This window comes from Mesorhizobium sp. M7A.F.Ca.ET.027.03.2.1, assembly GCF_003999175.1.
In the GTDB taxonomy this organism is placed as follows: domain Bacteria; phylum Pseudomonadota; class Alphaproteobacteria; order Rhizobiales; family Rhizobiaceae; genus Mesorhizobium.
Genome location: NZ_RZOM01000041.1, coordinates 1 through 12,929 on the forward strand (window position 1 = coordinate 1; position 12,929 = coordinate 12,929).

The 12,929-nt window shown below is 61.9% G+C and carries 13 protein-coding genes and 1 pseudogene; all 14 read right to left on the bottom strand.

Features of this window, described 5'->3' with window-relative positions:
- A partial coding sequence (locus tag EN750_RS03560) for a hypothetical protein (protein WP_145967390.1) occupies positions 1 to 1,325 on the bottom strand: 1,325 nt, incomplete at its 3' end.
- Positions 1,322 to 3,805, bottom strand: a complete 2,484-nt coding sequence (locus EN750_RS03565) for a hypothetical protein (RefSeq protein WP_127395644.1) — start codon at positions 3,803 to 3,805, stop codon at positions 1,322 to 1,324. The genes EN750_RS03560 and EN750_RS03565, both read right to left, overlap by 4 nt.
- A 4-nt stretch (positions 3,806 to 3,809) precedes the next feature.
- Complete coding sequence (locus EN750_RS03570; RefSeq protein WP_245482597.1) at positions 3,810 to 4,226, bottom strand: hypothetical protein; 417 nt, start codon at positions 4,224 to 4,226, stop codon at positions 3,810 to 3,812.
- 14 nt (positions 4,227 to 4,240) lie between these two features.
- Positions 4,241 to 4,807, bottom strand: a complete 567-nt coding sequence (locus EN750_RS03575; RefSeq protein ID WP_127395645.1) for a DUF2163 domain-containing protein — start codon at positions 4,805 to 4,807, stop codon at positions 4,241 to 4,243.
- Positions 4,804 to 5,325, bottom strand: coding sequence for a hypothetical protein (locus EN750_RS03580; RefSeq protein ID WP_127395646.1), 522 nt, complete (start codon positions 5,323 to 5,325; stop codon positions 4,804 to 4,806). Before EN750_RS03580 ends, EN750_RS03575 begins: the two co-directional genes overlap by 4 nt.
- Before the next feature lie 86 nt (positions 5,326 to 5,411).
- On the bottom strand, positions 5,412 to 7,955 hold the full coding sequence (locus tag EN750_RS03585) for a phage tail length tape measure family protein (RefSeq protein WP_189526028.1): 2,544 nt from the start codon (positions 7,953 to 7,955) through the stop codon (positions 5,412 to 5,414).
- Between the two features lie 9 nt (positions 7,956 to 7,964).
- Positions 7,965 to 8,153: a hypothetical protein gene (locus EN750_RS03590; RefSeq protein ID WP_127395648.1), complete on the bottom strand. Its 189-nt coding sequence runs from the start codon at positions 8,151 to 8,153 to the stop codon at positions 7,965 to 7,967.
- A 29-nt stretch (positions 8,154 to 8,182) separates the two neighbouring features.
- Positions 8,183 to 8,530 carry a hypothetical protein gene (locus EN750_RS03595; RefSeq protein ID WP_127395649.1) on the bottom strand — a complete coding sequence of 116 codons (348 nt, stop codon included), beginning with the start codon at positions 8,528 to 8,530 and terminating at the stop codon, positions 8,183 to 8,185.
- Between the two features lie 4 nt (positions 8,531 to 8,534).
- Positions 8,535 to 9,269, bottom strand: coding sequence for a hypothetical protein (locus tag EN750_RS03600; protein WP_127395650.1), 735 nt, complete (start codon positions 9,267 to 9,269; stop codon positions 8,535 to 8,537).
- A gap of 55 nt (positions 9,270 to 9,324) precedes the next feature.
- Entirely contained in the window at positions 9,325 to 9,654 is a 330-nt protein-coding gene (locus EN750_RS03605) for a hypothetical protein (protein ID WP_127395651.1), read from the bottom strand.
- A 110-nt stretch (positions 9,655 to 9,764) separates the two neighbouring features.
- Complete coding sequence (locus tag EN750_RS03610; protein ID WP_127395652.1) at positions 9,765 to 10,091, bottom strand: hypothetical protein; 327 nt, start codon at positions 10,089 to 10,091, stop codon at positions 9,765 to 9,767.
- Positions 10,092 to 10,119: 28 nt separating this feature from the next.
- Entirely contained in the window at positions 10,120 to 10,452 is a 333-nt protein-coding gene (locus tag EN750_RS03615) for a DUF2190 family protein (RefSeq protein ID WP_127395653.1), read from the bottom strand.
- Between the two features lie 81 nt (positions 10,453 to 10,533).
- Complete coding sequence (locus tag EN750_RS03620) at positions 10,534 to 12,615, bottom strand: ClpP-like prohead protease/major capsid protein fusion protein (protein WP_127395654.1); 2,082 nt, start codon at positions 12,613 to 12,615, stop codon at positions 10,534 to 10,536.
- A 4-nt stretch (positions 12,616 to 12,619) separates the two neighbouring features.
- Positions 12,620 to 12,929: pseudogene (locus tag EN750_RS03625) on the bottom strand (phage portal protein); the annotation flags it as partial.

The window sequence follows — 12,929 nt, forward strand, 5'->3', positions numbered from 1 at the left end:
GTGATGGTGTGCGCGGCGGCGTCATAGACCCACCAGTTGGTGAGCTGGAGCGTCACGCCGAATGCAGCCGACGCCCAGTTGGCGTTGATCAGAATGTCGCCATCGTTGAAATTGGCGTCGGCGCCGATCTTCTGCAGTGCCGTCAGGATGATGGGCGGATTATCCAGCGCCGGAACCGAAAGCGTGTAGGTCCGCGCAGGTGACGAGACGCCCGGTGTCCCGGAGAACAGCGTATCCGCCACTTTTCCATAGGCGACCACCGGGCAGTAGCGATATTCGCTCCACAGCAGGATATCGGCCGGCACCGGCGGCGAGGCCGCGCCGGGGCGAAGCATCTTGATCTCACCCTCGTCGGTAAACAGGATCTTGCCGGAACCGCCCGTCGTCGCGGTCTGCTGGTTCTGGACCATGACATTGTAGAAAACCGTGATCGACACGGCGTTTCCGTTAACGATCGTCAGGTTGTTCCCTGAGATCGTGGCGTCGATCAGAAAGGCGCTTGATGGGGCCGAGAACGCGGCCATGTTGCCGGCCGCCGCTCCGATAATGTAGGGGATCGAGCCATCCGGCACGTCGACGCCGAGGGCGATCACCTGCGTCTGTCCCGCCGTCAACGTCGTCGATCCCGTCGCGACGATCGTCAGGGGTCTTTGATCCTCATGGACGATGCACTGTGAGGCAATCGCCGTCCGAGCATCGACCGCGCCGCGAGAGATGCGCGCGTAGCCGCGCTTCTCGTCAACTACAAAGAAGCAGTTGCCGCTGACGGGCGGTGTCGTCAGGGCGGTGTAGTCCCTGTCGCAGGGAAAGCGGGTGACGATCGACATGGCGCAATACGGACTGGCCACAGCGCCAAATTGCGAAACCATCTCGTCGGGATGGTTGTTCAGATTGTCATAGGCCGAGGTTGTCCGAATGCCGCTGTTTTGCTTGACCTTGGCCATCGAATTGGGATTGCCGTTGGTCAGCGTGTCGTCGCGGTAGATCCTCGCCTTGTTGTTCGTCGGATCGATATAGCGATGCTCGATGATCGGCAGGAATCCGTAATAGGCGATTGCCCGCGCCGCATGACAGAAGACGAAGCCACCGCTCTCGCATTTGAGAACATAGTTCGACGAGTTGCGGCCGGCCGGATAGTAAGTCGTGACAGTGCGTGGCCAAATGATGATGTCGTCGATGTAGCTGTATTCGGTGTTGCGCGAATTGAAGCGGTGCTTTTCCCAATCCGTGTCCGGCGTCGACAAAGGATCGTAGGAAGCATCGGCCATGATCTTGACCATAGGCACGCCGGAGCCGTCCAGTCCGATGAAGCCGCGCGTGCTCATGCGAACAGCTCGATCTTGGCTTCATCGTCGTGTCCGGTGATAACCAGCTTGTTGTTGGCGGACTGTAGAACCTCGACAATGGCCGTGCCGATCCGCGCCACCTGGAGCTTCAGTTCGCCATCCTCGAACACCAGTGGCGTGCCGGTGTCGGTGCCATCTGTAACGATGAACGAACCGACGTTCACCACCATCCGCGAGAAGGGCTGCAGCGGATCACCACCGACGAAGCCCGCCTCCCATAGCGTGCCGGCCGCCGCGAACGCATCGCCGGCAGTCGCCCGGATGTCGAGCACAACTTGTGCCACCACATCGCCGGTACCAGCGACCGCACGCATGCGCCAAAGAATGCCGGAGGAGGCATCGCCGACCGTCGCCTGGACCGCGTCGAGGATCTCGGCTTGCGCTTCCAGCCCCGCCTCGGTCTCCTCGATCGAAGCTGTCATGGTGCGCAACGCGACTGCTGTTGCGTTGCGGAAGCGCACCGCGACGGAATTATCCTTGGCCACGCGTCCGGAGGCGTCGACCACCGCCGCGGCTAGATCGTTGAGGCGCGAGAACGTATCGGTGATCTCGCCTCGCAGGTTCGCGAGTTCCTGGTAGACATCCTGCTGCAACTGGCCGAGCCCGACCGACACGGCAGGCACGGTCGCGGCCGGCGTCGAAACGGTGGCCCAATCAGTGAAGAACGTCGTGCGCACCGGACGCGTGATGATGCGATGGCGGTACTCGTAGGTTGTCGCAGCCAGAACGCCATCGCTGGTGATCAGCACCTGGTCGGGCACATTGGCGCGCTTGACGATGCTGTCGGTCTGGCCCTGCGGCCGGTATTCGATATCGACCGACACGACGGTGATGTCGGTGAACGCATTCCAGGTGAAGCGCAGGCCGGGGATTTTCTCCGCCGAACCGGTGACCTGCTGCGCCACACCGAAGGCGAGGAAATTGGCGGCTTCGGTCTGATAGTCGGGCGGGCCGGGAAGCTCCGGCACTGGCGGCACCGTCGTGTAATCGGTGCCGTCGAAAATCTCGTCGCCGACTTCCTGCAGCTTCAGATGAATATTGCGCGCGCCCTTGTCGCCGAGCGGCCCAAGCGTTTTTTCCAGTATCTGGAATTTGCGGGTGCCGAACTCCGCCGAATCCCATTCGCACCAGCGCCCGACCTTGGCATCGGCGAGGAACATCGGATGGATGACCACATCGCCATTGCCCTGGAAGCGGCTGGCCTTGAAGGCTATGTCGGCCAGCCGATCGGCGACCTCCGCCTTGTTGACCGCGCCGTAGGGGATGGCCACCGCCAGGCGCTCGCCATCTTCGGCGAGGGCCACCTCGTCGATTCGCACCGCGAACGGCGTCTGCTCAAAGAACGCATCCGGATCACGGAACGTGCCTGCCAGCGTGTTGATCAGTTCCGACTTGGTACGCTTGGTCGAGAAACGGAAGGTCTCATCGACCATGATGTCGGCGTCTGTGAAGGTGAACACCGTCGATTGCGCGGCGCCAACGATGGGGAACTCACCCGAGGCGTCCTCGATCCACGTCGCAGCGCAGGATTCGAACAGCGGCTGGATATTCTGGTCGTGGGTAACGCCGGATCCTGCCGCGGCAATGACGCCTGCGGAGTAGCGCTTCAGCAGGCCGATGCTCTCGTCGCAGACATTGGCGGCCAGCGTCCATTCGCCGAGCGGCAGGCGCCCGGCCGGCACGCCCTTGCCGACCATCATTTCCGTGCCGTTGAAGAAGCCGCGCTCCAGCCCGTAGACCATCAGCACCGGATTTTCCGAAAACTCCCATGTGTCCTGGTCATTCCAGCGATGGGCGCCACTGCCGCCAACGGTGCTGTCCTTGCGCCAATCGTAAAGCGGGGCGCCCTGCACCTCGAAAAAGGCCTCCCACGGCTGCTGCATCTTCTCGCGGTCGAGCTGCATGGTGACGACCGCATAGGCGATGCCGGCGCCGCGATGATCCTCACTCCAGCGGCCGGGCGGATTGGCCTCGTCGATCAGGCCGGCATCGGCCACCTGATCCATGGTGCCGAGATAGACCTTGACCCAGATTTCCCCGTCTATGCCTTGGACGCGGAAACCCTTGACCGGATCCTCGATGCCGCCAAGCGAGCGCCATTCGCCTTCGGCACGCACGCGTGTGATGCCGGTGATGCGGAAGTCGGAAAGCTTGTAGACGTCCTGGATGGACCGGTTTCCCGAGCCATAGGCGTTGCGGTAAAGCTTCTGGCCGGCGGTGCCATAGACGCCGAGACCGACCGTGCGCGCCAGATCCTCGCCATAGACCGTATCGAGCTGGACCGCCTGCGCCTGCGGTTCCTGCTGGCCGAAGATCGCGCCGAGGGCATACTTCGCTGCCAGGCCGATGCCGAAACGGGCGAGGCCGGCAAGGATGGTCGAGCCGCCGAGCCACGAGGCGAAGCCGCCAAGGCCGACCGCGCTGGCAAGCGGCGCAATGATCGGGATCAGGAACGGCATAAAGTCAGCCGACCTTGAATGCGGATTTGATGGTCATCTGCGAGACGAAAGACAGGCCGGCCTCTGTCTTCACGGCAAAGCCGAGATCGGTGATGAAGCCTGCGCAAAGCATGCCGTTGCGCCCGACCACGCCGACATCGCCGCGCTGCGCCATCAGCCGGCCGACCATGGGGAACAGGCTGGCCAATGCCATCTCGACGTCGTCGAAGCCGCGCTTGCGCAGTATCCTCGCCGCGCCGGCTTCGCTCTTGTATCTGCCGCGGATGTCGGCAGCGGGATCTGTGCCTGTCATCGCTTCGATGGCGTCGGCAACGGTCAGCAGGCAGTCGGACACACCCCACACGCCGGGCATCGACTTGTGGTGGTTGACCAGACGCGCAAGGCGCCGGTCCCAGTCGGGCAACCGGATGAGTTCGAGCATGATACGGGATTGCCTCAGTCGAAGGTGATGTCGAAGAACTCGTGTCGCACGGTGCTGGCGAATTCGAAGATGCGGTCGCCGGGCGAAACGAGCTGCTGATCCTGATGGCTTGCGGTGCGGAATCCGTCGCGATGGTTGGCGATGGCGCCGGAGCGCACATTGGCGATCAGCTTCTTTTCGCCATTGTCACGGGAATGGTCGACCGTGTCGATGAAGCCGTACGCGCCTGGCTCGGCATGCAGGAACGAGCGGTCGTCGGGATCGAAGTAGAAGTCGAACACCGTTACCGGCGCATCCTTGTAGCCTTCATCCTCGATCAGCAGCAGCTTGTCGGGCGTCAGGCCGGAATCGCGCTTGGCGACCAGTTCGACAGTGAAGGTCGAGGCGGCGGTGCCAAGGCCATAGACCGGCTCGGAGACGCTGATCAGCGAATTCGGCCAGTAGACCAGGCCGTCCACGGTGATGTCGCCCTTGCCGTTCCAGAAGCCGTACGTGCCGGTCGTGCAGGCGATCTTGATGCCGGAACGGATGACGGCCCGCCCTTCCGACAGGACGGTCTGCAGGCGGGTCGGAAAACTCATTTTGGCACCTCCTGAAGGTTGAAGGTCGCGACGGGCAGATAGTCGTCGGTCATCTCTCCGGAGTTCGGCTCCATGCGCACGTTGAGCTCGAGGTTCTTGAACTTCACCACGGCGCCGGCGGTGATGTAGCTGGGCACGTAGGGCTCGACGACGAGAGTGATGCTGCTGGAGGCCGCAACCGCGCCGGTCATCACGGTATGCATCGAGCGATAGTCGTCTTTGACCAGGCTGATGAGATCGCCGCGGCGAATGTCCAAACCGGTCGTGACGGAATTCGCCACGATGGTCAGGCCGCCGGTGCCGGATACCAGGTTGCCATCGTTTGCCAGGGCAGCATTGCCTGGATCGGCAAGATAGGCCTGCGGCACGTCCAGATAGGTCGGTGCCCAGATGATCGTCTTGATGGCGCTGTTGCACTCGTCGATGAAGGCCCGCATGCCGGGGATCAGGTCACGCGCCAGCGGAGCGCTTTCGACGATGATCTGCCAGAGCGGATCGACGGTCTCGATCGCGGCCATGAACCGCTTTCCGGCGCGCGAGACAGAGGTCGTGCGCACCAGCTTGGGCAGTCCTTTCGCATAGGGGACGTCGGGGAAGGCGACCATTATTTGAGCATTCCCCTGGTCTTGGCCTCACGGATCGCCTTGACCGTGCGCGGCAGGAATTCCTGGTCGAACATCTTGCGGAGCTGTTTGACGCCGTCATCGTTCGAGGACTTGTCCCCACCTTGCATGACAGGCGCGAAGGTGAAGTTGAATGGAGCCTGATGGTTGCTGTTGGCGGCCATGACGCCCAACTGGCCGGCGCTGTTTCGCCTGAGGGGCAAAATGCCTTCCGGTCCGGCCTCGCCCATGAGACCAGCCCCGCTGGCGAATTTGAAACGCGTGGGGCGATCAACCACGGTGTTTGAGAAGCCGCTGATGCCCCTGTCGAATACCCCGCCGTTCGCGTAGAGGCCGCCCGTGCTGTTAAGTGATCCGCCGCCAGGGAACGCGTTCATGCCTCCGCCGCCGCCGAACGCGCTGGAGAGCAGCCCGCCGAGGGAGAAGTCACCGCTGCCGCCCATACCGATGGACTGCGCCTTGAGAAGCTGCATGATCAGGTCTTCGAGGGCGGGAATCATCGCCTTGAGCGCGTCATTCCATGTTCCGGTGCCGTCAATCAACTTGCCGAGCGCGTCTTCCGCCGCATCGCCAAAGCCCTTCCATGCATCCTGCGTAGTCCGGATCTGCTCATTGATGCGGAACATCCCTGCGCTGGCGGAATCCAAATCGACCGGCAGGCCGGCCGAGCGTTGCATGTCTGCAATCTGCTGATCGATATCGGAGCGTCCAAGCTGCGCACGATCGTACAGGAGATCCTGCTGAAGTTTGGCTTCCGAGGTCGCCTGTGCCAGCTTCGCCATCTCTTCGGCGCGTGCGTGCAGTTCGGCTTTCTGCTTTTCGCCGATCGTACGTCCGTGGTCGGTGGCACGTGAGAGCAACTCCTGATAATTGCGCAGCGTATCGACCGCGACACCCACTTGGCCGGTGAGATCGAGTTCGATCTTCATCTGGTCGATGCGATCCTGGGCACTTTTCAGGATATCGCGATAGGGATTGGAGCCACGGGCGGCGCGCGCGGCCCGTTTGTCGTTGGCCGCGCCAATATCCTCGGCGTTTGGTCTGATGTCCGGGACCGGCGCGGAATCCGGCAAGATACCGACCGGCAGCTTCTGGCGACCATTGGTCGGACCGCTCTGCGAGATGCTGTCGATCGCGGCAGAGGCCTCATACGCCTTGCTAATCAGGTCGCGGAAGCCGGCGATGATGCCGGAGAAGCTGGGATTTGCCTGCTGGAGCGTCGCAATCTGGGTGAGGATCTCGTCGAGCGGTTCCTTGCCGCCTCTAGCTTCATCGAAGATGTCCTGCAGCGCTTTGCGGATTGGCTCGGCGGTGACATCGGCAACCTGCCGATTGAACTGATCGACGATGTCTACCAGATCGGAAACCTTCGGCGACATTTCCGAAATCCGAGCGGCAGTGTTCGCTGCTTCGAGCGCCAAACCTTTCAGTTCGTCGCGGGCGGACGAAAGAGACGGGTTGACCTCGGCGATGCGGTCGATTTCATCAATGAACTTCTGAACGTCAGACGTCTTGCCTAGTTCAGCGAGAGCCTGCTTGAAGGGCTCAAACTGCGACCGCAAGACCCGCTCCAAAGGCCCTTGCTGTCCGCTACCGCCACCGATCGCCGGCTCGACGCTGTCAAAAATGCTGTTAATCTGCAAGGCAAGCAGATCCTTAGCGTCCTTGATGTCTTTCTCATTGAGGGCGCCGACAGAACGCGCTGTAAGTGCCGCATATTTCTGCTGTTTGCCACTGACCTGGTCATAGGCATCGCCTAGAAGCCTGATGTTGTCGGCATGGCTTTTCAGGATGTCGTCAAGCGTCCGGATCCGTGTGCCACCGACAACAGCGTAAGCCGCGAGCGCAACTGCACCGGCGGCGACTGCCGCTGAAGCAAGCGGAAACTTGGTGACAAGCCCGAGAACACCTTCGCCGATCGCCGACAGCGATCCCTTGATGCCGCCAGAACCCTGTTCGAGCACGTCGTAAACCTGCCCGGCCTGAGAGGCAAAAATCTGCATCGGCGGTGCGCCCAGGGCAAACATCGTGGCAACGTCGTTGCCCTGGCGCGAGAGGTTCAGAAGCTGGTTGGATGTCAGCTTTGCTGCTCCGCCAACCTTGCTCATATTTACTACGGTCGCGGCGAATGCAGCCTTCTCACGCACGATAGCGGCCGACATTTCGTCAGCACTTAGCGCACCGATCGAATGTGCGGCCTTGATGTCGTTCAGGTTGGCGAGATAGGTCTGCTGCGCGGCATATAGCGGACTGTATTTGGCGCGCAACTGATCAAGTATCTGGCCCTGCTGGGCAAGCGCTCCAGTCCATTCCTTGGTGCCGCGCGAACCGATCCCGACCATGTCATTGATGCGGGCCTGCATGGCCGTCACCGCAGCGACAGATCGCTGAATCGTCACTGTCGTCTCGTTGAAGCCAGACGAAAGTTGCGACGTCAACGCAGCACCAGACCGCTTGGCGTCTTCGTGGGCACGAAGGAGCGAGCTAGCATCGCCGACGATGTTATATTTCAGCGTCTGATCCAAGGACATTCCCTATTTGCTGAACATCGCCTTGAGCACACTTGGCGTCATCACAGGCAGCGGAGGCGGAGGTCTCTCTTCGCCGCCACCAAAAATGGAGCGCAGCATGTCGCAGCGCCCTTCATAGCCAACCATGATGGCATTGACGTCGGACGCCAGCGCCTGCTCTTCGCTCCAACCTAGCCAGCCAATGGCGATCATGGCGAGGTCGTCATAGAATGCTTCAGGCGTTAGTCGGCCGTCTTGCGAGGAGGGTTTTCTTCTCCCGATCCTCCGGCTTCTGACGGGCGGCCGCCATTGGCCAGGATTCCGATGAAGGCGGTGGCGCCGGGAATGAGGCTGACGACACCAGTGCGGAAGACCTCATCTTCGATGTCGGCCGTCTTCCGACCTAGCCCGGCCGCAATGACACCCGTAACGACATCAAGATCGAGTTCAGACAGTCCCTTCAGTGTGGCGATCAGGCCACCGGCCTGGCGGGAGATCGCCTGCGCCGCTTTCAACGTCGGCCGCAGAGTGACGGTCTCGCCGTCAAGCTGGATGTGGACGTTGCCGGCGCCCAGAGAAGCCTTCGTCATGGCGCTACTCGCCCGCCGGAGCAACGGTGACGATGTTCGAGTTGATCTCGATCGTCGAATTGAGCGCGCGCACCGTATTCGCGCCGCCGCCGGCGTTCTCAGCCGACATCACCAGGCCGATGAAATAGTCCACCGTTCCGGTCGGCTGTGTCGTCACGGTATGCGTGCCCGACTGGCTTCCGGTCGTGGTGATAGTCGAGCCGCCAGGCGTGGTCGACAATGTGAAGGTGTCGGCATCTGGCGCCGTCTTGACATAGTAGGTTGTCCCGGCAGTCAGGCCCGTGGGCAGAGCGCCAGTGGTAGCGATTTTCACAGCGGCGCCGACAGACAGGCCATGCGCAACCTTCGTTACCACGCCAGGGCTGGCGATTGAGATGGTCGCCGCGAACGACCTTGCGGCCGGCGCGTCATCCCATTCGATCTTGAAGGGATAGTTGCTCTGGTCGTTCGCAGCCGCCCTCAGCGCCAACTGGCCCTCATCGCTGGAATTTATGGCGAAGTTGTTCTGCATCTGGCCGGCGTTCGCCGTGCCCTTCTGCTTGACGGTGCGCTTGCGGTTGATGACGTCTGTGCTGATCAGCGCGCGCGTGTCGCCGAACGAACCGCACTGGATCCAGTCGGCAACCTCGGTCCAGTCGACCGCCGCAAAATCGGCAGCAACGACGTCAGCTTCCGGGCGCGGCATTGCGGCGCTGCCCATGTAGAACGCAGCACCTGCTACGGCAAAAAGATCGGACATAATGCCCTCCTGTTAGGTTTTGGAGAAGCCTTGCCCAAGGGCGTCAGGGCGGGGGTCAGGCGACAGCCTGGGGATTTTCACGGCGGGTCAAGACGGTGACGTCGAAGCTCATGGCAGCGACGGACATCGGCTGGTCGCCATTGCCGGAAAAGACGAATTCGGTGGCGCGGTATTCGTATTGCCGTGCCAGGCCGCCGAAGCTCGGATCGCCGGCGATCGTGGTTTCAACGATGGTGCAAAGCTCGTCCAGCCGGTCCTGCGATTGCTCCGAATCGCCGCGCGCCGCGACCAAGGCCCGCACCCGGACAATGCGTTGCTGCGCTCCTTTGATGGTGAGATCCTGCGACTGCTCCCCGGAAATGGCGATGTCGATCGCGCCCGTCATACTTTCAGGGAAAGGCGTCACACGGCGGACGGTAATGGGCACAGCCCCAGCGGCAGCGGTCAGCGTGCCCTTAAGCCAGTGCAACAACTGATTTCGAACATGTGCCATGGCTAGACCAGGTGCAGGGTGAAACGGACCATTCCGCGACCGTCAGGATAACGGGCGGTGATCTTGAACTGTTCGACAGGCAATGCGGCGGGATGGACAGAGACCAGGGCGCCCTCGTCAAGATCGCCGCTGTCGGCCTCACCCATGTGGAGCTCAGGGTCCGTGGTCGCGAAGCTCATCTCGTCGACGGCTGCTAGCGATCCAGCCCGGCGAAAGACTGCAATTCCTGACACATCCCGAGGGGAGCCGGAGACTGGCGTGACTGACACCACGTCGCCTTCGTTGAAGGTGCCGGTGAAGATTGCCGGCAGGTCCGAAAACAGTCCCATGACCTGCCGGCCCCCTTTTTCGTTATGCTCAGAAGCTGCCCGGGTTCAACCTGACATAAACGGTCGGGCTCGGATTGGCGGCGACGGAGGTCGCGTAGCCAACCAGCGAGTTTGCCGACGAGGTCTTGTTGACGACCTTGGCGGTGTTGTCCCAGTAGAGTTTGTCGCCGATGGCGATGGCAAGCGCGCTCGTCTTCGGCAGCTCGAACACGCCTTCAACGACGATCGGCACGTCGGCGCCGCTCAGCGCGTTGGTCTGCGCAACGCCGAAGATCGAGCCGAGGAGAACACCAGCGCCGGAAAGAACGTCAGCCGGCGCGGGGACCGTGAGGACACGGCCGTCCTGTACATAGTTTTTCATTGTAAAGCTCCGAGGGTTGAGAGTTTCAGGTGATGTCTCCAGCGCCGCGCAAAAGCGCGACGCCGAGGCGAATGCCCGCGCTTAGGCGCCGACGTTCTTCTGCAGGCCTTCCCACGCCAGCGGGGCAACGCCGGCGTCGATCCGCACCTTGAATTCGGTGCCATCGATCGACCAGCCGTCCTGCTGTTCCAGCGTCGGCGACTGCTGGCCGTCGAGATAGGCTACCTCGATGGTTGAGGCCGTCGACGGGTTCGCGGCCAGATACCAGGAGGCAGTGCTGGCGGCATCCAGACGCGGATCGTCGATGACCTTGGCCATGTTCTGCACCGGATTCGGCACATTGTTGGTCTTGGTCGGATCGACCTGGCTAGCGATTAGCTGACGCGCCGTATCGCCGAGCGCCACAGGCGTCAGGATGTAGGCCGGAGCGATGTTGAGCGTACCCTTGCCATCGCGCGTCTTCTGCATGCGCATGGCGGCACGACCGGCCGACAGGCCGGCGAGCGCCATCGCCGAACCGGCGCCGGTCAGCAGGTTCTTGTGGTTGGCGTGGAAGAGCGCGGTGCCGTCGGACATCACCGGGTTTGCCGTTAGGATGGCATAGACCAGGTCGCCGATGGTGCGGATCGCGGCGGCGCCCATCATGCGCGGGACGCGGGTGAAGGCGTCCATGTCATCGTTGATGATCGCCTGGCGCGAGATGGCGAAAAGCTCACCATAGGTCGCCAAGACAATCGGCTCGGCAAAGTCGCCGACCGTGATGTACTTGTACTCAGCACCTTCCGGCACTTTGCGCAGCGACGGGAATACGCCCATGCCGACACGGCTGGAGACTTTGAAGTCGGACAGCGTGCCGGGACGCGTCCATTCCGGGAAAGTCTCCGCCGCCTCTTCATAGCCCGCCGTCATGGAACGGTTGGCGACGTTGGCAAGGATGTTGCCGAAGTCGGACGTGGTGTGCATGCCGCCGGCCATGGTCGGCACGAAGGCGGCGCCGACCATGGCGAGCTTGTTGAGGCCACCGCTCTTGATCCCCCTGACGTCGAGGGACATGCGCGCGAGTTCGCCCAGCGTCATGCCGGAGAACTCGTTTCGCTCGCCGCCCTTCAGGCCGGCACGCATGGTGAGAGCCAGCGACGCGCCGGTTGCGAATTTCTCGCTCGCCTCGGCTGTAACGACCGCCGGCCCAGCATTGGTCTGGTTGACGCCAGTTTCGGTGTTCATGGTCGCGATCTTGTCGACGATCGCGGCCTTGGCTTCCATCAGGGTCTTGCCGCTATCGATGAGCTCGTCGAGGAACGCCTCGTCGGTCATCTTTGCGGCACGGAACGTGGCGCGGATTTCCTTGACGCGATCGCGTTCGGCGGTGGCGGCCTGCTGCATCATTGCAGTGTTTTCGGCAGTCGGGGCAGTCGGAACGACGACGGGCTTGATGACGTCCGCCACAGGGTTTTCGGGAGGCATCTTTTTCTCCATTTTCGGTTGAGGGTGAAGCGGGGCGGACAACACCGCCACCATCGGCAGGCCTGATGCCTTCCGATTCTTGGACAGCGTCATCAGCGACGCCGGAGCCTTGTGATAGGTCGAGAAGTCGAAGGTTTGATCGATGGCCTTCATCACCGGGTCCTTATCGATCTCGGCGGCATTCTGGCCGGTGCTGGTCGCAAAACCCTTGGCGACGGCTTCGTCGCCGGACAGCCAGGTTTCGGCCTTCATCATCGCCGCGATTTCCGTTTCCGGCAGGCCGGTGCGCTTGACGTAGACTTGCGCCCAGATCGTGCCCAGCTGTTCAAGCAGGTCGGCTGTCTCACGATGATCGTCGGCATTGCCGAACGTGATTCCGCTCGGATTGTGGATCATCATCACCGTACCCTCCGGCATGACGATCTCGTCTCCGGCCATGGCGACGACCGACGCGGCCGATGCAGCGATCGCATCGATGACAATCCTCACTTTGCCGTCATGGTTCTTCAGAAGGTGGTAGATCGCGACGCCTTCATAGGCGATGCCGCCGGCGGAATTGATACGGACCGTGACATCGCCGCGTAATTCGGAAAGCGCGCTCATCACCTGAATAGCGGTGAAGCCGGTATCTTCCCAAAAGTCGGAAATGCCGACCGGCCCATAGAGGACCAATTCGCCGTTGACGATGAGATTGGGCATCGGATCAATCCTCTGTGTTTGCAGGGTTGTTCTGCTGACCCTGGCCGGACATGGTCACGCGGCGGGGATCGGTGTCGAAGATGAAGCCGTTCTTGTCGGCAGCAGCGTTGTCGGCGACGATTTCGGCATCGATCTCTTCGGGATCGAAGCCCATCTCGCGGATTTTGCGACGACGGGAGGTGAAGCCGGCGCGAACTTCCTTGACCATTGCCGGGATTTCCTTGGTCGGGTCGACGAGAGGCCGGCGGGCGGGTGTCCAACCGATCGCGAAAGGCTCCCTCGAAGAGGTCTCGATCTGAGCTGCTTCGGTGAAC